The organism is Enterococcus mundtii, from assembly GCF_002947535.1.
Classification (GTDB): Bacteria; Bacillota; Bacilli; order Lactobacillales; family Enterococcaceae; genus Enterococcus_B; species Enterococcus_B mundtii_B.
Map to the genome: position 1 here is coordinate 1 of NZ_PUAP01000024.1, position 23,091 is coordinate 23,091.

The 23,091-nt window shown below is 39.7% G+C and carries 17 protein-coding genes; 3 read left to right on the forward strand and 14 right to left on the reverse strand.

The window, feature by feature from the left end; all coding sequences use genetic code 11:
• Positions 1 to 779 precede the first annotated feature (779 nt).
• The 12 genes from lysS to pth form a co-directional block, all read right to left on the reverse strand.
• Positions 780 to 2,276, reverse strand: a complete 1,497-nt coding sequence (lysS, locus tag CUS89_RS07795; protein ID WP_104871690.1) for a lysine--tRNA ligase — start codon at positions 2,274 to 2,276, stop codon at positions 780 to 782.
• A gap of 115 nt (positions 2,277 to 2,391) precedes the next feature.
• Positions 2,392 to 3,390 carry a tRNA dihydrouridine synthase DusB gene (gene dusB / locus CUS89_RS07800; protein ID WP_104871691.1) on the reverse strand — a complete coding sequence of 333 codons (999 nt, stop codon included), beginning with the start codon at positions 3,388 to 3,390 and terminating at the stop codon, positions 2,392 to 2,394.
• Entirely contained in the window at positions 3,391 to 4,278 is an 888-nt protein-coding gene (gene hslO, locus CUS89_RS07805) for an Hsp33 family molecular chaperone HslO (RefSeq protein WP_104871692.1), read from the reverse strand.
• A 152-nt stretch (positions 4,279 to 4,430) separates the two neighbouring features.
• On the reverse strand, positions 4,431 to 6,527 hold the full coding sequence (ftsH, locus tag CUS89_RS07810; RefSeq protein WP_104871693.1) for an ATP-dependent zinc metalloprotease FtsH: 2,097 nt from the start codon (positions 6,525 to 6,527) through the stop codon (positions 4,431 to 4,433).
• Between the two features lie 90 nt (positions 6,528 to 6,617).
• Positions 6,618 to 7,163, reverse strand: coding sequence for a hypoxanthine phosphoribosyltransferase (hpt, locus tag CUS89_RS07815; RefSeq protein WP_010734122.1), 546 nt, complete (start codon positions 7,161 to 7,163; stop codon positions 6,618 to 6,620).
• Positions 7,163 to 8,593 (reverse strand): tRNA lysidine(34) synthetase TilS, encoded by a 1,431-nt coding sequence (tilS, locus tag CUS89_RS07820; protein ID WP_104871694.1) that lies wholly within the window; start codon positions 8,591 to 8,593, stop codon positions 7,163 to 7,165. The genes hpt and tilS overlap by 1 nt, the downstream gene beginning before the upstream one ends.
• Before the next feature lie 78 nt (positions 8,594 to 8,671).
• Positions 8,672 to 9,142, reverse strand: a complete 471-nt coding sequence (locus tag CUS89_RS07825) for a S1 domain-containing RNA-binding protein (RefSeq protein ID WP_010734120.1) — start codon at positions 9,140 to 9,142, stop codon at positions 8,672 to 8,674.
• Between the two features lie 46 nt (positions 9,143 to 9,188).
• A complete protein-coding gene (locus tag CUS89_RS07830; RefSeq protein WP_104871695.1) occupies positions 9,189 to 9,614 on the reverse strand; it encodes an FtsB family cell division protein in 426 nt (141 codons plus the stop codon).
• Positions 9,615 to 9,677: 63 nt separating this feature from the next.
• A complete protein-coding gene (locus tag CUS89_RS07835; protein ID WP_019722335.1) occupies positions 9,678 to 9,953 on the reverse strand; it encodes an RNA-binding S4 domain-containing protein in 276 nt (91 codons plus the stop codon).
• 9 nt (positions 9,954 to 9,962) lie between these two features.
• Positions 9,963 to 11,561 (reverse strand): putative polysaccharide biosynthesis protein, encoded by a 1,599-nt coding sequence (locus tag CUS89_RS07840; RefSeq protein ID WP_104871696.1) that lies wholly within the window; start codon positions 11,559 to 11,561, stop codon positions 9,963 to 9,965.
• Between the two features lie 15 nt (positions 11,562 to 11,576).
• Entirely contained in the window at positions 11,577 to 15,098 is a 3,522-nt protein-coding gene (mfd, locus tag CUS89_RS07845) for a transcription-repair coupling factor (protein ID WP_104871697.1), read from the reverse strand.
• 17 nt (positions 15,099 to 15,115) lie between these two features.
• Complete coding sequence (gene pth, locus CUS89_RS07850; RefSeq protein WP_104871698.1) at positions 15,116 to 15,676, reverse strand: aminoacyl-tRNA hydrolase; 561 nt, start codon at positions 15,674 to 15,676, stop codon at positions 15,116 to 15,118.
• Between the two features lie 345 nt (positions 15,677 to 16,021).
• On the opposite strand from pth, the gene CUS89_RS07855 reads away from it, so the two are divergent.
• Both CUS89_RS07855 and CUS89_RS07860 read left to right on the forward strand, forming a co-directional pair.
• A complete protein-coding gene (locus CUS89_RS07855; protein ID WP_019722338.1) occupies positions 16,022 to 16,996 on the forward strand; it encodes an L-lactate dehydrogenase in 975 nt (324 codons plus the stop codon).
• A gap of 298 nt (positions 16,997 to 17,294) precedes the next feature.
• Positions 17,295 to 18,695, forward strand: a complete 1,401-nt coding sequence (locus CUS89_RS07860; protein WP_104871699.1) for a L,D-transpeptidase family protein — start codon at positions 17,295 to 17,297, stop codon at positions 18,693 to 18,695.
• A gap of 54 nt (positions 18,696 to 18,749) precedes the next feature.
• Here CUS89_RS07860 and CUS89_RS07865 read toward each other — a convergent pair whose 3' ends face one another.
• Positions 18,750 to 19,256, reverse strand: a complete 507-nt coding sequence (locus CUS89_RS07865; RefSeq protein WP_065096078.1) for a VanZ family protein — start codon at positions 19,254 to 19,256, stop codon at positions 18,750 to 18,752.
• A 122-nt stretch (positions 19,257 to 19,378) separates the two neighbouring features.
• On the opposite strand from CUS89_RS07865, the gene CUS89_RS07870 reads away from it, so the two are divergent.
• Entirely contained in the window at positions 19,379 to 21,178 is a 1,800-nt protein-coding gene (locus CUS89_RS07870; protein WP_104871700.1) for a M3 family oligoendopeptidase, read from the forward strand.
• A gap of 120 nt (positions 21,179 to 21,298) precedes the next feature.
• Here the strand turns inward: CUS89_RS07870 and CUS89_RS07875 are convergent, their stop codons facing one another.
• Positions 21,299 to 22,774 (reverse strand): C40 family peptidase, encoded by a 1,476-nt coding sequence (locus CUS89_RS07875; protein ID WP_104871701.1) that lies wholly within the window; start codon positions 22,772 to 22,774, stop codon positions 21,299 to 21,301.
• Between the last annotated feature and the right edge of the window lie 317 nt (positions 22,775 to 23,091).

Below are 23,091 nucleotides of genomic sequence, written 5' to 3' on the forward strand. Positions count from 1 at the left end.
TCAAAGGTCTACGTGATAAATGAAACACAACTGCTTCGATTCATCGTTTGTGATTGCCGTAGCAACTTTTATATCTTAGCAAACTCTCGAATGATTGTCAACTATTTTTTAAAAGTTTTTCGAACTCGTTTTTCACAAGGTCGTTTCAGCAACTCACTTATCATAACTCATCGTTTGTTATTTGTCAACAATTATTTTCGTTTTTTTCTTTGCGAAATCAACGTTTATCAATTGTGATTCACAAGCGACTCGGTTATCTTATCATGTGTTGATCCACACGTCAAGAACTTTTTTATGATCATTCAGAAGTTAATCAACTTAACTTTTGAACAAATAATAATATACCAACTAAAATCTTATTGGTCAACGAATTTTTTTGTGTTTTTTCAAGTTTTTCAGTTACACGATTAATATACTCAAAAAACAATTTGAACGTTCGTTTTTCGATAGAAATAAAGATGTTGAGAACCTTTATCTACATAAATCATTCGTTATTGTAATTATGCTGAAACTTCTACAAATCAGGTCCATTTATAATGGTTCCGTTTTCTTTTTTTGTGACTGTCTTATCTCTTTCTATAACTTCATCTAAAAACAGTTCATCGACCCGCATGAAGTTAAAAATAGTTTCAATAAATTACGAAATATAGAACCAGATTCCAATCGAATTCAACATATTTTCACTCTAAAATAAACCGACAATAGCTAGAAATAAAAATCATTTCTGGCTATTGTCGGTTTGATTTGTTGAATAGGCTGTTTCTAGTTAAGTCTTAGTGTTAACGCATAGTTGGGAATAGTAATACGTCACGGATCGATTGAGCATCAGTCAATAGCATGACTAGACGGTCGATTCCGATACCTAGTCCGCCAGTTGGTGGCATACCATATTCTAGTGCTTCTAAGAAGTCTTCATCTAATCCATGAGCTTCGTCATTTCCAAGCTCGCGTTCTTTTTCTTGCGCTTCAAAACGTTCTCTTTGATCAATTGGATCGTTCAGCTCAGTAAAGGCATTCGCAAATTCTTTCCCTGTGATGAACAATTCAAAACGGTCAGTAAAACGTGGATCTTCTGGGTTTTTCTTCGCTAATGGAGAAACTTCAACTGGATGTCCATAGACAAATGTTGGTTGTACTAATGTTTCTTCCACGAATGCTTCAAAGAATTCATTGATGACGTGACCAACACCCATCGCTTCTGTCACTTCAACTTGATGTTCTTTTGCAATTGCTAGTGCTTCTTCTAAGGTCATTTCTTTCCAGAAATCAACACCAGTATGTTCTTTGATTGCGTCAACCATGTGTACACGTTTGAAATCACTTTCTAAGTCTACTGCTTGTCCTGCGTAAGTGATTTTAGCTGTTCCTAGTACTTTTTCAGCTGCATTACGGATGATACCTTCTGTCAAGTTCATCACATCTTGGAAATCAGTGTATGCAGTGTATGCTTCCAGCATCGTGAACTCAGGGTTGTGCGTTGTATCGATTCCTTCGTTACGGAATACACGGCCGATCTCATAAACTTTTTCCATACCACCAACGATCAGACGTTTCAAATGAAGTTCTAACGCGATACGTAGATATAGATCCATATCTAACGCATTGTGATGTGTGATGAAAGGACGTGCTGCTGCCCCACCGGCTTCATTGTGCAAGACAGGTGTTTCAACTTCGATATAGCCATTTCCATCTAAATAACGACGAATCTCACTGATGATTTGGCTGCGTTTCATGAAGCGGTCAAAACTTTCTCTATTACTTACTAAATCTAGGTAACGCTGTCTGTAACGTTGTTCGATGTTCGTCAATCCATGGTATTTATCTGGTAATGGACGAAGTGCTTTTGATAAGATGACGATTTCAGAGGCTTTGATCGATACCTCACCTGTATCAGTTTTCATGATTTCTCCAGTTACGCCAAAGAAATCTCCTAGGTCAGCATGTTTGAATACTTCATAAGCTTCTTCGCCTACTCGGTCTTTGCGGACGTAGATTTGGATCTGACCTTCTCTGTCTTGGAGATGGGCAAAACCAGCTTTACCTTTCCCACGGCGTGTCATCATACGGCCAGCAACACTAGCTGTCAATGCCATTTCCGCCAATTCTTCTTTTGTACGTGGATCAAATAATTCGTGCAATTCTTGGGAGTTATGTGTACGCTCAAATCGCTTACCAAATGGATCGATCCCATTTTCTCTCAATTGCTCCATTTTCTCACGACGAACAATCATTTGATCGTTTAAATCTTCTAATTGATTTTGTTGTTCCTCAGTCACAAAAGTTCCTCCATTCTCATCTTATTCTCTTCCTTATAATGCCAATGAAACGCAAAAAAAGCAAGCCGAACTTAGTGTTTCGGCTTGAATTTCGCAAAAAACTTAGAATAACTTCCTAAGATTGAAGCGATAATTTTTCGCTTTTTTCAACCAATTGGTCAAGCAGTTCATTGATTTCATGCTGTTTTTCAGTCTTATTGATTGCTAATTTGATCTTTGCTGCCCGGGAGACACCTTTTAGATAGTAGGAAGCGTGTGTCCGAAACTCACGACAGGCGATCGTTTCTCCTTTTAAATCAACTAAACGTTCTAGATGTAGTTTCGCAGTAGCGATTTTTTCGCGTGCAGTTGGTTCCGGAATAAGCTCTCCAGTTTCCAAATAATGTTGTGTGCGGTGAATCATCCAAGGATTCCCTAAAGCTGCTCGGCCAATCATGACACCATCGGCACCCACGTATTCCAACATGCGTTTTGCATCTTCTGGCGTTTTGACGTCTCCGTTACCCATAAAAGGGATCGTTAGATGTTTTTTGACTTCCTTCAACACTTCCCAATTGGCTTTGCCTTCATACATTTGCACACGAGTACGCCCGTGCATGGCTACTGCACCGGCACCGGCTGCTTGAGCGGCTAATGCATTTTCGACAGCAAAAACATGTTCTTCGTCCCAACCAATACGCATTTTCACAGTAACTGGTACATCAACTGCCGATGCGACTGCATGAACCATTTCATAGACTTTATCAGGGTCTAATAACCATTTTGCACCTGCTTCAGCTTTGATGATTTTATTGACTGGACATCCCATATTGATATCAATGATATCTGCAGTAGTATGCTTCTCAACAAACTGTGCAGCTTCTACTAATGTATCTTTGTTCCCACCAAATATTTGCAAGCTTAATGGATGTTCTGTTTCGTCGATATGCAACATCTCCAATGTTTTTTTGTTGCGGAAATGGATACCTTGGTCACTGATCATCTCACAAACGACCATGCCTGCACCAAACTCTTTGACGGTTACGCGAAATGCGGCGTTCGTGATCCCTGCCATCGGTGCCACAACAACGCGATTCGGAATTTCAACATTCCCGATTTTCCATGTGTGATCCACTTATACTCCTCCTAAGGCTTCTGCCTTCAATGCTGCTAGGTCATCTTCTGTGTAGGTATATTTACTATTACAAAACGAGCAAACTGCTTCTGCCCCATGGTCCTCATCAATCATTGCTTGGATTTCGGCTGCACCTAATGCGATGATTGCTTCTCCAAATTTTTCTTTCGAACAATCACACTTGAACTGTACAGGCATTTTTTCCAATACTTGCAATTCGTCTGTTCCTAATAATCCTTGCAAGATTTCTTCAGGTGTCAATCCTTCGTCTAAGAGGGTAGAGATACGCGGCGTTGTTTTTAACTGCTCTTCGATTTTCGTAATCGTTTCTTCATCTGCTCCTGGCATGATCTGGATCATAAAACCACCCGCTGTTTTGATGCTATCGTCCGTATTGACTAAGACACTTAGTCCTACAGCTGAGGGGATTTGTTCTGAAATTGCTAAATAGTACGTAAAATCTTCAGCTAGCTCACCAGATACAATCGGCGTCTGCCCTGAAAAAGGTTCTTTTAACCCTAGATCTTTTGTCACACTGAACATGCCTTGTGTTCCTACTGCCCCACGTACATCGATTTTTCCTTCTGCATTCAATGGTAAACTTAGGTGTGGATTTTTGATGTACCCTTTGACATCACCTTTACCATTCGAATCAACAACGATCCCACCCGCAGGACCATCTCCTTGGATGCGTACTGTCAATTTATCTTCACCTTTAACTGTCGCACCTAGAAGCAGACTACCAACTAATGCGCGACCTAATGCTGCGGATGATGTATGCCAAGTATCGTGACGTTGTTGTGCCTCTGCAACAGTATTGGTTGCACGAACAGCATATGCTCGAACAAATCCGTCATTGGCTAATGCCTTTACTAAATAATCTTCCATTTGTATGTACCTCATTTCCCGATTTTAAAACTCATAGTGAATCATACTAGTAACTTCCAAATTTTTCAACTTTTGAATTTGTAGATTCTACGTTTCTTTTTTAATTTCTAGACACAAAAAAAGAGCTGCGACTTCCGTCACAGCTTCTTTCTTTATCTATTTTGATCATCTGAATGATTTTGTTCATCCGTTGAAGTCGATTGATTTTCATCATTCAACTCTTTTTTAGCTTCATCAAACTCATGTTTTTCTTCTGCTTGTTTTTCCGCATCTTTTTCTTCTAGTGCACGTTTTGCTTCTTCAAACGTTTGTGCTTCTTTTTCACTAGGGAAGTCTGCCGATTCTGCTCCTTCAGGCATTACACCTTGTTCAAAGAGAGATTTGATTGCTTTGGCATCCAATGTTTCAAATTCAAGCAGTTTTTCTGCGATCAGTTTGTGTTGCGCACGGTGTGCTTCGATGATTTCATGTGCTTTTTGATGTGCTTCCATCAAGATCTTACGTACTTCTTGGTCGATTTCAAAAGCAACTTGTTCAGAGTATGCTTTTGTTTGACCATAGTCACGTCCTACGAATACTTGGTGGTTTCCTTCATATTGGACAGGACCTAAACGATCACTCATCCCATACTCTGTAACCATGCTTCTTGCTAGCGCAGTTGCTTGTTCAAAGTCATTTGATGCACCAGTAGATTGAACGTTGAAGATGATTTCTTCTGCGGTACGTCCACCTAGCAAACCAACGATTTGTTCAAACATATCTTCTTTTGTCATTAAGAATTGATCTTCTTTTGGTAAAGCGATCATATATCCACCGGCACGTCCACGTGGGATGATCGTTACTTTGTGAACGACACGGGCACGACTCAAGACAAGCCCAACGATCGTATGACCTGCTTCATGGTAAGCGACCATTTCGCGTTCACGTTTGCTGATGACACGGTCTTTCTTCGCTGGTCCAGCAATCACGCGGTCTTCTGCTTCATCGATATCAGAAGCATCGATTTTTTTCTTGTTTCGACGAGCAGCTACTAACGCTGCTTCGTTCAAGACATTTTCTAAATCCGCACCAGCAAAACCTGGTGTTTGTTGTGCCACGACTTTTAAATCAACATCGTCAGCAATTGGTTTATTTCTTGCGTGAACTCGTAAAATCGCTTCACGGCCTTTGACGTCTGGACGACCGACTAAAATTTGACGGTCAAAACGTCCTGGACGAAGTAAGGCTGGATCTAATACGTCTGAACGGTTTGTCGCTGCAATCACGATCACACCTTCGTTGCCATCAAATCCATCCATTTCAACAAGCAATTGGTTCAGTGTTTGTTCACGTTCATCGTGTCCACCACCCATACCAGCGCCACGTTGACGACCGACAGCATCGATTTCATCAATAAAGATGATTGCTGGAGCATTCTTTTTCGCGGTTTCAAATAAGTCACGAACTCGGCTTGCACCGACCCCAACAAACATTTCCACAAAGTCTGAACCTGAAATTGAGTAGAATGGTACGCCAGCTTCACCAGCAACTGCTTTGGCAAGCAACGTCTTACCTGTTCCTGGAGGTCCTTCTAAGAGAACTCCGGCTGGGATACGTGCGCCTAATTCAATGAAGCGTCTTGGATCTTTTAGAAACTCAACGACTTCGACAAGTTCTTGTTTTTCTTCTTCCGCACCCGCTACATCAGAGAAGCGAACACGATTGGCTTTTTTGTCGGCTTCTTTTGCTTTGGATTTCCCAAAGTTCATGACACGGCCTCCGCCGCCTCCGCCGCCACCTTGTTGTCCCATCATCATATAGAAGAAGAAGACGATGATCACGATTGGCAAGAAGCTTAATAGGAGTGATACCCATACGCCGCTACTTGATTCTTCTCTGATCGTAGTTGCTACGTTGTTGTCTTTTGCCAACTCTGTGACTTGGCTCAATGTTGTATCGTTTGGCAAAATGATCGTAGTGAAGTGCGTCGTTGATGTCTCAGTAGTACCTAGAATCGATAGACCGCCACTATTTGCAACTGTCTGTTGTTCTTTGTATTCCCCTGAGATCTTATATACACCATTTGCAGGTTGCACCTCAAAGTTTTTGATTTTGCCTTCTTGTAATTGTTCAGTGAATTTTGAGTACTCGATATCTGACGACCGTTGGCCATTGTTACCAAAAATAAAGTAGACGACCATTACCATCGCTAAGATTACGAGGACATAATACAAGGCATTTTTCATCATGCCATTGTTTTTTTTGTTCATAGTTGTCCTCCCTATGCGTTATTTTTACTTGATAAATCTTTTATCAATCCTGACCATTCTATTGTAACATAATTTATGAAAGATAGATGATTAATTTGATTGATAAACGCTCGGTTTTAGTACACCGATATATGGAAGATTTCGATAGGCTTCTGCATAATCCAATCCGTAACCTACCACAAACTCGTTCGGTACATTGAACCCAATGTAATCCGCTTCGATATCTACGACTCTTCCTTCAGGTTTATCAAGGAGTGTCACGATTTTGACTGAGTTTGCTTTACGGTATTTAAATAGATCGACTAAATAAGCAAGTGTTCTTCCGCTATCAATGATGTCTTCGACGATCAATAGATCACGGCCTTCCACATTCGTATCCAAGTCTTTCACGATTTTTACTTCACCTGATGAAACAGTTGCGTTACCATAACTTGAAACATCCATAAAATCCAATTCTAAGTATGCATCGATCGAACGGATGATATCCGCCATGAATGGGACAGCACCTTTCAATACGCCGACAACCAATGGATTTTTATCTTGATAATTTTCAGTTAACTCTTTTCCTAGTTCTTTACAACGAACTTGTATCTCTTCTTGCGTGATCAATACTCTCTCGATATCTTTTTCTAACATCAGGTTCTCCTTCCAATTGCTTCTTTTTGATATTTGTAAAGAAGTATGTAGTGTATTTTATCAGTTTCTACACCAATACTCAAATATGAATGGACAAAAGGGACTAGACTCCATAGATTTCTCCCTTTATCTATAATAACCCATGAATTTGTTCGTTGTGCAACAGGTATTTTTTTATCGATAAAATATCTTGATACTTTCTTGTTCAATGTCTCCGTCAATTGGATACGATCTCCCGGTTGTCGTCGATCGATCCAAAGCGTTTGACCTGCTGATAACCACAGATCATGAGTGAAGATCTCACCTGCTCCATCCAAATTCCAGTCTGGAAGCTGGTCTGGTGTGTAGATTCCTAACCATTCTGAATCTCCTAACTGAATGGATTGATTCGGTATGATTTTTAATGGAATATTTTGGTGATCAGTTGATGCTGCTTCTTTTTTTTCATAAAGATAAAGTATTTCATAGGAGCGTTCGATCACCCAGCGTTTGCCTAGATCAATCTGCCATTGTCCTGCGGGTTGTTCACATTGTTGTAACAACGTATCGATCTGTTTTTCTTTGATCGTCACTTTCGTAACTGGAAAAACGTGATCAAAGAACGTGTAAAAAAAGAAGTAACGTTCAAATGATTCCAAATTTTCGATCACCTTCCAAGGAATAGATAAGCGCTCTTCTCCATACGTGAGATGTTCTGTGATCATCTGTTGCGTACTTTTTCGGATAAATTGCTCTGCCCATTGGATTTGTTGTGAGAATTTTTGGAAATGAGCCATTGTCTGTGTATTTTCTTTTTTCAATTGCGGGACGACTAAATGACGAAGTCGATTACGTTGGACGACCAATTCCTGATTGGTATGATCCTCGAAAAAAGGTAAATCTTCTGCTTCCGCATACGCATACAATTGCTCTTTACTAAATGACAACAACGGTCGAATGAGTCGTCCACCAGCAAAAGGTTGCGTTTCCTTGATTCCCGCATACGTACCTAACTGGCCGCCACGAATGATTTTCATCAGAATCGTTTCCATTTGATCATCGCCATGATGCGCCGTCATCAATGTATCATACTGGTGCTGTCGTACGATTTGGTTGAATTTTTCATACCGAAAAGCTCGAGCAGCCGTTTCAATTCCTTGTTCCGCTGGATTCTCCCATACTTCTAAGTGGAAAGGAAGATTTTTTTTATCGCAAAAGTCAGAAAGATATGCTGCTTCATCCGCAGAAACGCTCCGTAAACGATGATCGATATGAACAACACCTAACCGAAAGCCAACTTGTTTTTGGGCGGTCATTAAGCAATCGAGTAAAACCATAGAATCTACGCCACCGGAAACAGCAACTACTATTTTCGCCTCTTCAGACAAATAGCCTCGGCGTAATCCTCTTTTTATAAATGCCTGTTTAAACTGGCTTGCTTCCTTATCCATTGGAGTCACATCCTTTTACAAAATAAAAAGAGCGGACAAAAGTCTGTGACAATTGCCTGCCCTTCAATTTCGCTTAGCTTAGCTACGGCGACCGCCACGGCCTCCGCGTTTTCCTTCTGTGTTGCGTTTTAAGGAAGTCAATCGATCATCGCTATCTTTTAAAAATGAGCTCATCAATGAATCGAAGTCTTCTTTTGTATTGGAAGGTTGGCTGCGAGAAAAAGATTTTTTCTGCGGTGCGCGTCCTCGATTATCTCGAGTTTCTTTTTGTGGATATCTCTTTTGACGATTTTCATCATTAGTTTCTACTGGTTGCTCTTGTGCTTTGCGGATAGATAAACCGATTTTTCCGTCATCATTGACTGTAATGACTTTGACTGTTACCTCATCACCAACGCTCAATACATCATGAATATCTTTGATATAACCGTTTGATACTTCACTGATATGAACTAACCCTGTTTTACCAGCTCCTAAATCAATAAATGCGCCAAAATTTGTGATTCCTGAAACTTTTCCTTGCAGTTTTGCTCCTACCTCGATTGACATAAAAAAAATGTTCCTCCTAATTATTTCCCTTTTTTTATATTACTGCTTATTGGGCAGTTGTTGAACTCGTTGTTTGTTCATCGTTGTCTGCTGAATTATCTGTCGTAGATTCAAGTACCGGGTAGACTTGCTCCCCTTCTTTTGAATAGAAAAATTTGCTTCTAGCAAGTTTTGCTACATAATCTTCATCTTTAAGCAATTTCACGTCTTCTGTGAGTTGGTCTACATCTTTGTTGATTTGTTGCAACTCTGTATCTGCTTCGACTTTTAATTCATTTAAATGATTCATTCGTTGCATATCATTAAAAATTTGGAAACCTATTACAGCGAAAATGACCAAAGCACCTAAAAAGATGGCTGCTAACCTGCGTCTACGAAAAATCAATTGGCGTTGTTGCTGTTGGAATTCGACATATTTTTTCTTTGCATACTCTGTGTCTAGTGCAGCGATTTTATTGCTTTTGTTTGCCACCTGTATTCGCTCCAATCTTTTTTGATTGTCATTCTTTATTATACCAACATCATGAATGCTTGTCTAATCAATTTCGCTTGTGTTTTGTACTCGTGTTTCTGACAAGACTTCATACATTTTTTGTGCATCTTCTTTTTTTGTTGACTCATGCAATTCTGCTACCTTGATTTCCATCGTCTTATTACCAAATTGGATGTCCAATTGGTCTCCGACTTTGACATCACTAGAGGATTTCGCAAGTTTACCATTGATTTTGATTCGTCCTTTATCCGCTACTTCCTTAGCGACAGATCGGCGCTTGATGATTCGCGAGATTTTTAAAAATTTATCTAGTCGCATCTCATGTCCTCACTTTTCTTTTTTTATTTTTTTCAAACGTAAGATTTTCTTACCAAATGGCAGTAACAGCCATTCACGGATCGTAAATAATTTTGTCCAGATCACTGCATATACAAATGTGACCACTCCTATAACAACACCACCTAAGCTTGCAAAAAGAGCGGTCGAGCGATGGCTCACTGGACCAAACAATAAGTTTAAGAAGCCATAATATAAAAACAACGCTAAGATCATACATCCTAAACATTGGATCAATTTCTTACCAAATTTTCGTTCCTGCCAAAAACTATTGATTGCTGGAGTTTCTGTATGGACAAAATACCATAAAGTCACTGATAGTCCAAGCAATGTCGATAAGCTAGCACCGACTGTTCCTAAGTAACTCGTCAGAAGCGGTGTTGCTAGAGCTTTAGCAAGTAAGCCCCAACCAGCACCCTTTAGTGAAGGGCGGAAAGAGTTCTTACTTTGAGCAATGCTTTGGTATGCTTGGATGATTGCAGTTAGTCCGATAGAAAAAACAAATAGAACTAGTGTCGTATTTCCAGCATAATCTTTAAACAATGCGTAATTGATATAAGGCAACAATACAGCTAATCCTACCGAAGCTGCCAAAGCCAATGCAGTCGTCAGACGCAAGTAAATTTTTGCTGTGGAATAAAATTGTCCTTTGACTGCACTTGTTAGATAGCGTGTCAGCGCGGGTAAGAACGTAGCGCTTAGAGCCGTAGCAATAACTAATCCTAATTGAACTAACGGTTGACCACGATCATATACTCCTTTAGCTATTTTAGATGCTTGCTCGGATAAACCATAGATTTGTAACGCATTCTTAACAAAAAAAGAATCAATCAATTGGAAGAAGATCAATAGACCACTATAAATGGAGACTAATCCCCCTTCAATCAAGAACCGGCGCACGAGTGATTTCGCTGGCCTTCTTAAAATCGGGAAGTGGCGGAAGCTCAATGCACCACCATGGATTTTTTGTTCATAATAATACAGTACACCATATGCACATACGCCACCAAATACTGCACCACTCATTGCCGCTGTTCCTGTTTGATAGACTGTCCAACCTAATCGTTTAAAGGCAATCGCACTAAAAACAATGATTGCTACACGAACAATTTGTTCAACGACTTGCGAAACCGCTGTGGGCTCCATTAAAAACCGACCTTGAAAATTCCCACGGTAATAAGATAGTCCCGGCATCAACAAAAACGTGAAGGAGACGATCCGAATCAGTGGCATCAGTTGTTGATCCCCCATCATGAGAGCGATCCAGTGACTAAATGAAAATACGAAGAGCCAGAGTAAAAAGCCTGACCAAAAAACAAGGGGATAAAGATTTTTCAATGCTTGTCTTTGTTCGAAAGGGTCTTTTTTTTCTGCTACATATTTAGAGATAAACTGAGGTAGTCCCGACAAAGCTAGTGTCATCGCAATACCATAAATAGGATAAACTTGTTGATAAACATAAAAACCTTCATCGCCTACTAAGTTTTGCAATGGAATCCGATAGAGTGCGCTGAGGACTTTTGCTATAAAGGAAGCAAGCGTCAACACAAAGGCGCCATGCATCACTTGACGCATTTCTTTATGATCCAAAGGTTCAGCCCCTTCCTATGCAGTCGCATATTTCTGTTCGCGCAATGCTTTGACAAATTGTTGGATTTCTTGCAACCAAACAGCAGTCGTTGTTTGCGGTGGTAAGGTCAAACGAATCATCATTTGTTCTTTTTCCACGCCAAGTCCTGCTTTTAGTTTCGTGGCAGTCAGCGCTTCAAATAATTGTTCAACCGTATAGCGTTTTGTCCCCACTTTGCTCAACTTGAACACGATCGTTTGTTGTTGCTTACGGATCATCTCTAGTAATGCACGATCGCCGTCCATTTTGATTTGTCCAATCGTTAATAAATGCGCGACTTCTTCAGGATATTCACCAAAACGATCCAGTAGATCTGCTTCTAATTCATCCAACATCTCTTGTGAATCCAATTCGCGAATCCGTTTGTAGATTTCGATTTTTTGTCGTTGATCTGACACATAACTTTCTGGTAGATAAGCATCGACACCTAGATCGATCTCCACAGAAGTTTTTTCTGTTTGTTGATTTTTCCCTTGTTTACGAGCCACTGCTTCACTCAACATTTGAGAGTACATATCGAAACCTACAGCATCGATAAAGCCATGTTGTTGTGCCCCTAGCAAGTTACCAGCACCGCGGATCGATAAATCTCGCATCGCGATTTTAAATCCTGAACCCAATTCCGTAAAGTCTTTGATTGCTTGAAGACGCTTTTCGCTGACTTCATTAAGGATTTTTTGCTGTTCGTACATAAAATAAGCATAAGCGACACGATTGCTTCGTCCGACACGTCCTCGTAATTGGTAAAGCGTAGAGAGTCCCATATAATCGGCATTTTCTACGAAGAGTGTGTTTGCATTTGGAATATCCACACCGGTTTCGATGATCGTCGTCGTCACTAAGACATCGTATTGTCCTTCGATAAAGTCGAATAATGTGTTTTCCAGTTGGACTTCCGTCATCTGTCCATGCGCATAGGCGATCCTCGCTTCAGGAACTAATGCTTGGATTTCTTCTACTTTACGCTCAATCGTTTCTACCCGATTATATAAGTAGAAAACTTGTCCCCCACGTCCCATTTCTCGCTGGATCGCTTCTCGGATCGCACCTGGATTTTTTTCCATCACATACGTTTGGATCGGATAGCGATTCGCCGGTGGTGTTTCGATCACCGATAGATCCCGTACGCCTAGCATCGACATATGCAGCGTTCGCGGAATAGGTGTCGCTGTCAAAGTCAGCACATCCACTTGCGCACGCAATTGTTTCAAACGTTCTTTGTGTTTTACCCCAAAGCGTTGTTCTTCGTCCACGATCAATAGTCCTAAATCACTAAATTCAATATCTTTTGACAATACACGATGAGTACCCACAACAATATCTAGTTGTCCTGTGCGTAATTCTTCGATCGTTTCTTTTTGTTGTTTCTTTGTTCGGAAACGACTCAGTAAACCAACATTCACTGGGAATCCCTCAAAACGTTCCAACATCGTTTCATAATGTTGTTGCGCCAAGATCGTTGTCGGCACAAGAAATGCCACTTGTTTACTTTCTTTGACTGCTTTAAAAGCGGCACGTAGCGCAACTTCTGTTTTCCCATAGCCGACGTCCCCTACAAGTAAACGATCCATTGGTTTTTCTTTTTCCATATCTCGTTTGATTTCCGCCGCACTTCGAAGTTGGTCATCTGTTTCCGAATATGGAAAAGCATTTTCAAATTCTTTTTGATAAGAATCATCCGGACCAAATGCGTATCCTTTTTCTGCTTCTCTGACCGCATACAATTGGATCAAGTCATCCGCAATATCTTCGATTTTTGAGGAGATCTTACGTTTCGTTTTCGTCCATTCACTACCACCGAGTTTATTGATTCGTGGTGTTTTGGATTCCGAAGCTACATATTTTTGGATCAAATTCAACTGCGTGACAGGAATAAATAGCTTATCATCGTTTTGATAAATGATCGTCATATAATCTTGGTGGACACCATCGACTTCTAAGGTTTCCATGCCGATATATTTCCCGATCCCATGATTCGCATGGACGACGTAGTCTCCAGCTTTTAATTCGTTGTAGCTTTTTAGTCGTTCTGCATTCGTTACCGTTTGACGGCGTGTCTGTTTTTTCGTTGTTTTTTGAAAAATCTCTTTTTCAGTGATCGTTACGATTTTTTCTTGCGGCAACTCAAAACCTGTCATCAACGCGCCTTCAACTAATTGGACTTGTCCTTTGATCAATTGGTCTGCTTCTGTTTCTACTACTAAAATGTCTTCATCACGCAACATTTGCTCCGCCTTACGGATACGTTCTTTCGTTGGAATGAAGATGACGACCGTTTGCTCTTGTTTGCGCCAACGATCCATTTCCGTTTTCAGTAGCGGCATCTGTCCAAAGAACTGTTGCATCGTGCGATACTGGAACTGGTAAAGTGCTTGGAACCTTAGATTCCCCATTCCTTTTTGGAATAAAGAAAAGAAAGTGGTCGCAAATTTTTCTTTTTGGATGATGGCATGTACATCTGCTGCAAATTTTTGTTCAGAGAACACACGCAACTCACTGATTTTTTGTGTTTGCCATTCCGCTGCTTCTCTTTCCATTTCTCGATTTGTTTCCATGATTCGTTGGTAATCGTCCACGATCAGCAAGCTGTCTTGCGGAAAATAATCCAAAATCGATAAGTGTTCGGGATACAAAAGATCCGCATAGAACTTCGCTTCGTCTGTTGGGACATTTCGTTGCCACTCTGAGATCAGCTGACCAAAATAGTCCTGCAAAAATTGTCGTTCAGTCGGTTCTGAAGTCGTTGCTAATTTTTTTTCTAACAAGTTCTCTATTTTATTGATGCCATCAAGCAGATTCTCTTGAGAATAAACTTGCTCACTTGTTGGTGGCAACCACACTTCTTCAATCTTTTCGATTGAACGTTGCGTATCGGCTTCGAAGTATCTCATGGAATCAATTTCAACATCAAATAATTCCACGCGAACAGGGTATTCAAATGTCAAAGGATAGATATCGACAATACTCCCTCGCATACTAAATTCTCCAGGTTTTGCGACCATCTCTGTCCGCTCATACCCCATCAAAACGAGTTGTTGTGGTAATGAGTCTACGGCGATCTCGTCGCCAATTTGCCAATGTAATTGGGCGTTGTTCCATGTTTCTTTATCAGGAAGTCGTTTGTGCAAGGCTGCCACCGGAAGAAGATAGATTCCTGGTTCATCTCGTTGTAAGCGATTCAATGTTGCTACACGTTCAGCTCGAGCTTCAGGAGAAGAAAAAGCCATTTCTGCGGAAAGCACTTCGTCTACCGGAAATAGGTGGATACTTTCAGCCGGCAGAACATGTTGCAGATCCTCTGCCAATTGGTTGACGTAATATAAATTTGGCATCAGGATAATCAGGTTTTTATTCAGTTTTTTAAACGCATGTGCAAACAACAGTGTCTTAGCAGATCCAGCTAAACCTGTGATCAGCTGTCTAGACATCCGTTGTTCAAGATTCATGGACCATTCAGCCACTTGAGCATCTTTGCCAATCAATTGGATCATATCCATCGTTTCATTCTCCTTTCTTAATTAAATTTATTCATTGTATCTATGAAGGTATGACCTTCCAATAGAAATTCAACAGCGGCGACAGATTGATCGATGCTTTGCTCGATCAAGGGTTGCGTCTCTTTACTAAAAGGACTAAGAACATGTTGGACGACTGTTTTTTTACCTTCTGGTCGACCAATACCTACCTTTATTCGATCAAAGATCGTACTATTCAAATGAGAGATGATACTCTTGATCCCATTATGTCCGCCCGCACTTCCTTTTTGTCGTAAACGAATCTTACCGATTGCTAAATCTAGATCATCATAAACAACGACCAACTCTTCTGGATAAATCCCAAAGTAAGTCATCAACGGACCAACCGCTCGACCTGATTCATTCATAAATGTTTGCGGTTTGACTAATAAAATTTTCTCACCTTCGTGGAAAAATTCAGCTACTTCTGCTTCAAATGTGTTTTTCTTAAAGGTCGCTTGGTGTTTTTCAGCCAAACGATCCACCACCATAAATCCAACGTTATGCTTTGTATGTTCATATTTCGTTCCTGGGTTTCCAAGCCCTACGATCATTTTCATTTCTGCGCTCATCCAATCTTATAAACAGCACAAAAGGCTGGACTGCTCATTGGCGGTCCAGTCTTTGACTCGATTTTTTATTATTTTAGCTCCTATTAGTATAACACACAATCCTTTGTTACAGCTAAAAAGAGAAACTTAATAAATGAAAAAATGATTAAAATTATAATTCAAAACTAATGAAATCATTGGTTTTGCTAAATAGTGAAATAACGCACATGTAAGCTTTTACATATGGTACAACCTTGTTATCTGTTATATTTTGTAACCAAATAGCGTGACAGCAGGCTTTATCCATGTTAGCATAGGCATGGGAAAAACAAATCAATGGAAGGATTGATACAAATGACTGCAAACGCAGAAAAAAAAGATCATCAAAAAGTAATACTTGTTGGAGACGGTGCTGTAGGTTCTAGCTATGCCTTCGCTTTAGTTACACAAAATATCGCTCAAGAAGTTGGTATCATCGATATCAATACAGCAAAAACTGAAGGAGATGCGATCGACTTATCACACGCTCTAGCATTTACTTCACCTAAAAAAATCTATTCAGCATCTTATGCAGATGCACATGATGCAGACTTAGTTGTTATCACAGCTGGCGCACCACAAAAACCAGGTGAAACACGTTTAGATTTAGTAAATAAAAACTTGAAAATCAACCGCGAAGTTGTTACACAAATCGTTGACTCAGGTTTCAATGGTATCTTCTTAGTCGCTGCTAACCCAGTTGATATTTTAACTTACTCTACTTGGAAATTCTCAGGTTTCCCTAAAGAACGCGTAATCGGTTCAGGAACTTCACTTGACTCTGCTCGTTTCCGTCAAGCACTTGCTGAATTAGTTGACGTTGATGCACGTAACGTCCATGCGTATATTTTAGGTGAACATGGTGACTCTGAGTTCCCAGTATGGTCACATGCCAATGTTGCTGGTTTACAAATCTATGAATGGGTCAAAAATAATCCAGACGTTGATGAAGAAGCAATGGTTAACTTATTCTTCGGTGTACGTGATGCTGCTTATACGATCATCGAGAAAAAAGGTGCAACATTCTACGGTATCGCTGTAGCTTTAGCACGTATCACTCGCGCGATCTTAGACGATGAAAATGCAGTTCTTCCATTATCTGTTTATATGAATGGTGAATATGGACTAAACGATATCTATATCGGTGCACCTGCTGTCATCAACCGTCAAGGTATCCAAAAAGTCATTGAAATTCCATTAAGCGACAGCGAACAAGATCGTATGGCCGCTTCAGCAAAACAATTAAAAGATATCTTAGATGAAGCTTTTGCTAAATTGGATGCTGAATAATTAATTACTTGAGACGCTATCGTTCTCACTAAAAAAAAATACACGTTGTTCCAGAAGTAATGTCTTCGAAAACAACCTCATCTTCACAGGAAATCCTGAAAATCGACCTTCCATTTTCTAGGATTTCCTGTTTTTTTATACACTTCTATACTATAAGAAACATATCTAACTACCGTTATTTTTCTATACAGTATGTTAATTTTTATATAAAGAGGGACATCATTTCGTCTTTTACTGTAAATTATGCTATGATAGAGTCGTTACACCCTATAACTATTATTATTAAGGAGTTGCAGATATGACAAGATCTTCTCATCGAAAAAAATCAATGCGTATTGGTTTGCTTTCTGTTCTCGGTGTGATTCTAGTATTAATCGGCTTTTACACCTATCGTAGTACATATTACACGAATCGTTTTCTTCCTAAAACGGAAGTCAATTCGATCAATGTAAGTAACCTGACCATCGACCAAGCAAATGACAAGTTAAAAGAAGCGTATTCCAATAAGACGATTTCAATCAAAGAAAACGGAACGGTTTGGAAAGAGATTGCAAAGTCCGATCTTGGTTATAAAAAGGATTTTTCAACTGATCTAGCTTCGATCTTAAAAAATCAGAATGCTTGGACTTGGGGAATGAACTATGTAGCTGCGGCCGAAAAACAAGAAATCGATCCATTAAGTGCGGAACAGGAACAACTGGATCAAACGATCGAAACATTGTCTACGGAATTGACTGAATTGAATAAAGACCGTACGCCTACTGCCGATGCAACGATTGAAAAATCTGGTGACTCATTTAAAATCAAGCCCGAAGTGAAAGGGAACACGGTCGATGTCGAAGCCGTTACGAAGGAATTGACGACTGTTGTAAATGATGGAAAAGATACGATTGATCTTACTGAGTTCCAAAAAGAACCAGCCGTCACATCTACAGATAAGAAGTTGACTGAGCAGTTAACGACCATGAATAATATCGCTAAAGTAAAAGGAACTTACAGTATCAATGGCGAAACAATTACGATCCCTTCTTCACTCATCGTTGAATGGCTCACCTATGAAGATGGAAAACCAGCGCTTGATTCAGAAAAAGTTCGTCAATATGTTAGTGAACTTGGTGAAAAATACAATACAAGTACAAATGATACTAAATTCAAAAGTACCAAACGTGGCGAAGTAACTGTTCCTGCTGGCACGTTCAGTTGGACGATCCAAACAGATAGCGAAGTAACAGCTTTAACAGAAGCGATTTTAGCAGGACAAGATTTCACACGTTCACCAATTGTTCAAGGTAGTACAACTGCCGACCACCCATTGATCGAGGATACGTATATCGAAGTCGATTTAGAGAATCAACACATGTGGTTCTACAAAGATGGGAAAGTGGCGCTTGAAACAGATATCGTTTCAGGAAAACCTTCTACCCCTACTCCTCCTGGTGTCTTTTATGTCTGGAATAAAGAAGAAAATGCTGTATTAAGAGGAACGAACGATGATGGTACACCATATGAAAGTCCAGTGAACTATTGGATGCCCGTCGATTGGACAGGTATCGGTATCCACGATTCGGATTGGCAACCAGAATATGGCGGCGACTTATGGCGAACTCGCGGTTCTCATGGTTGTGTCAATACGCCACCAGGTGTCATGAAAGAATTATTCAGAATGGTTGAAAAAGGTACGCCTGTTTTGATTTTTTGATCATAATCAATAGCGAAGAGCACAGTTGCAAGATACGCAACTGTGCTCTCTTTTTTACTTTCTTTTTTTTATAAAAGTAAATAAAATACATAAAACAACCGCAGTCAATGCCCCCATCGAATCAAGCATGACATCTTGGAACATTGGTGAACGATCGCCTGTCAGCATCTGATGGAACTCATCTAGTCCGGCATATCCTGTCGCAGATAACCAAGCAAGGATTCCCGTTAACCACCAAATCTTCATTTTTGGGAATACCCCAAGATACAGACTACCACCTAGTAGAAAATACGTACCAAAATGGGCACCTTTTCTTAAAAAGAATTCAATGAATTTGCTGTATCCAGAATGATCGATGCTGATAACACTACCTCCGTAAGTAAACTCGATACCAGATAATACTTCTTTAAACGGTTGATTTGGGAACCACGCATCAATTCTTGAAAGTTGTGATTGTTGTCCATAGGTTTGCGAGGAGCTATAAAATAAAATAGCTATGATTACTAATGCAAACACTAAATAAAAATTTCCATTTTTTCTTTGTTTTCTTAAAAACTCCATAAGTCACCTCTTCTTTCTATGATAGCTTTTTTTTCATAAAACGACAATAATTTCTCCAAGACTTATTCCTTCTTTAAATGCTATACTAGAGATAGTACCATAAATATGAGAGGGGTTTTTTGATGACTTATTCGCTTAACTGGGATCTAGATTCTATCTTTCCTGGAGGAAGTGCTTCAACTGAATTAAATGAACGTTTGGCTCAATTAGAACGACAAATAGAAACATATTACGAACAAATCAATCAATGGTCATTTTCATCCGAAGATATCGATTCTCTTGTGACGATTTTGGCACTTCAAGAAAAAGTAACCAATGGCTTCAGCCAATGTAATAGTTATATTACTGCTTTATTATCTGCTAATGTCAAAGATTCCGATGCAAAGATCTTATCAGGAAAACTATACGCATCATTACCACGTTGGCAAGCAGCCGATACGATCTTATCGAAAAAATTTGCAGAAATATCTGACAATGAATGGGAAAACTTGATTGCACAGGAACAATTAGCTCCGATCGCTTTTCGTATGAATGAGATTCGTCGTGATGGCGCACGCTTGTTATCAGAAAACGAAGAACACATTATCAACACCTTATCCTTAGATGGATTGAATGCGTGGAGTAGCCACTATGATACGATTGTCGCCAGCGTAACTGTACCATTTGAACAAGAGGGAGAAATCATTGAATTATCTGCTGGTCAAGCATTCAATAAAATGATGGGAGATCCTGATCCAGAAGTACGCAAACAATTGTTTACAGCTTGGGAAACTGCTTGGCAAGAAAAAGCACCTTTATTTACAGACACATTGAATCATTTAGATGGGTTCCGTCTATCCACCTATAAATTACACGGCACAACAGATTTCTTACAAAAGCCATTAGAATATAATCGCTTGAAAAAAGAAACATTAGATGTGATGTGGGAGACGATCCAAAAAAATAAACAACCTCTTGTTGATTACTTAACAAGAAAAGCCAATCTTTTTGGTAAAGAAAAAATGGAATGGCAAGACCAAGATGCACCGATCATTCTAGGTGATATGAAAGAAAAAACCTTTACCTTTGATGAAGCAGCAGCATTTATCATTGAGAATTTCAATAAATTCAGTCCTAAAATGGCTGAATTTGCTCAAGACGCTTTTAACAAAAGTTGGATTGAAGCAGAGGATCGCCCTGGTAAACGACCTGGTGGTTACTGTACCGAATTGCCTGAAACACAAGAATCTAGAATCTTCATGACTTATAGCAATTCAGTCAACGAGGTCGCTACTTTAGCTCATGAGTTAGGTCATGCTTTCCATAGTAGTACGATGTGGGATCTTCCTGCGTTGAATCGTGAATATGCAATGAATGTTGCGGAAACAGCAAGTACCTTTGCAGAATTGATCGTAGCTGATGCAACACTTAAAGCGGCATCAACAAAAGAAGAAAAAATCAATTTATTGGATACGAAACTACAAAATGCACTGGCTATGTTCATGAATATCCATTCTCGTTTTATCTTCGAAAATCAATTCTATACTGCTCGTCAAAAAGGACTAGTAGCAGAACAAGAGATCACTGATATGATGATCGAAGCGCAAAAAGAAGGATATGCAAATGCGTTATCTACTTATCATCCTTATTTCTGGGCAGCAAAACTACATTTCTTTATTGATGATGTACCGTTTTATAATTTCCCTTATACCTTTGGTTACTTGTTCAGTTTAGGTATTTACGCCTATGCTAACGAGCAAGGTTCAAGTTTTGAACAAGAGTATATCGATTTACTACGCGATACTGCTTCAATGACAACAGAAGAATTGGCTCAAAAACACTTAGGTGTAGACTTAACGAAACCAGATTTTTGGCAAGCAGGTATCAACATGGTCTTAGAAGATATCCAAAACTTCATGGAGTTAACGGAAGAATTTATTTGATCATGCTTTCTAAGTAGGAAATTTTAAAGGATCGAACAGACAGTTATCAAAACTGTTTGTTCGATCCTTTTTAGATTTCGTAAAAAAAGAACTAACTCATAAGAGTTAGTTCTTCATAAATTACATACTTACAGCAAAGTCAGGTGCATACCATTGAACTGAGCCAATTTTAACACTTTCGCCCGGTTGTGGTGCATGGATGTATTGTCCGCCACCTAAAGAAATTGCTACGTGGTAAGTGCTACCAGCTGATCCCCAGAATAGTAAGTCTCCAGCTTTTGCTTGAGAAACTGAGATTCTTGCTCCAGCTGATTCTTGAGGAACAGTCCAACCACCGATGTCACGGCCAGTTACTTGTAGGTAAACATAGCGTGTAAATCCAGAACAGTCAAATCCACTTGGATCTTTTCCACCCCATACATAAGGAGTCCCAATGTATTTCATCGCTTCAGCTACAATCGCTGCTCCATTAGTAGATGGAGTCGTTGGCGCTGGAATTGATGGTGCCGGCGTTGCTGGTTCAGGTGTTGGAGCTGGTGTTGATGGCTCCGGTGTTGATGGTGTTGAAGGCTCCGGCGTTGATGGTGTTGTTGTTTCTGGAACAGATGGTGTAGTAGTAGATTCTTCTGTTGAAGATTCTGGTACACTACTTTCAGTTGTTGAATCTTCTGTTGATGTAGATGATTCAGGAACTGAAGATTGTTCTGTTGAAGATTCAGCACTTGATGATGATTCTGAAGTAGCTGATTCAGAAACCTCTGTTGATTCTTGTACTGATGAAGAAGAAGCTTGTTCTTGCTCTTGTGCTGCGGCAACTGCTGCTGCTTGTTCACGTGCTTCTCTTTCAGCTTGTTCTTGTGCTGCTTGTTGACGTGCTTGCTCTGCTAAACGAGCTTGTTCACGAATACGTGCTTGCTCTGCTTCAGCTTCTGCTTTTTGGCGGTTCAAGTCTTCTTTTTTATCTTCTGCTGTTGCTTGTTCAGCCGCTAAAGTAGTTTTTAGAACATTTAAATCAGCTTGTTTTGATAGTAAGTCGCCTTTTTGTGATTCTAAAGCCGCTTGGTTTTCTGCTAACTCTTTTAGCTTCGCTTCATTTTCAGCTTTTTTATCTTCAACTGCCTGTTTGTCTTCTTTTTGTTGTTTCACTAAGTCTTGGTTCGCACGGACAATTGATGACATTGCTTGAACGCGTCCGATAGCATCTGAGAATGACTCAGCATTCAATACTGCATCGATGTAGTTAGAGCTTTTACTGCTAACTTGTGTTTCACGTGCTTGCTCTTGAATTGTTGCTTCACGTTTTTCGATGCGTTCTTGTAGATCTGCAATCTCTTGTGTCAATTGAGAAGACTCTTGACGTAATGTTGCTTGATTAGCTAATAAAGTTTCAGCTTTTGTATTGATGTCAGCGACTTGACCTTCTAATGCCTCGATTTGAGATTGGGCACTTGCTTGTTGGTTTTGTAATTCCGCAATTTTTTGATCTTGTTGTTGTATTTGAGAATCAAAATCTTCCGCCGCGGCTGCGATCGGTGATGCTACGGCAGTCAAGGCCATTGAACTTACCATTACTGCTGATATTAAACTCTTTTTCACTCTTCATTCCTCCGACTGGCTTAATTTAATAAATATCTAAAAATATTTAAGTCTTTCTTAACGATAACAAAATTGTACCATAGCTGTATGTCAATGAGATAATAGTTATGTTACAAAAACATTTCAAAACAACTGATTATAATGACAGAAATGTAAGATGGTATGGTTATTTTCATAATACATTTTTCAATAATTAAATAATGCCCGTTTTAAATTAAATAAAAAAAGACTGAGACATTCATCCTTTCGCACCGCCTAAAACCGAATAAACGGCGGGAACAGAAGTAACCTTTTCGGAAAACAAGGCGCCATCCACA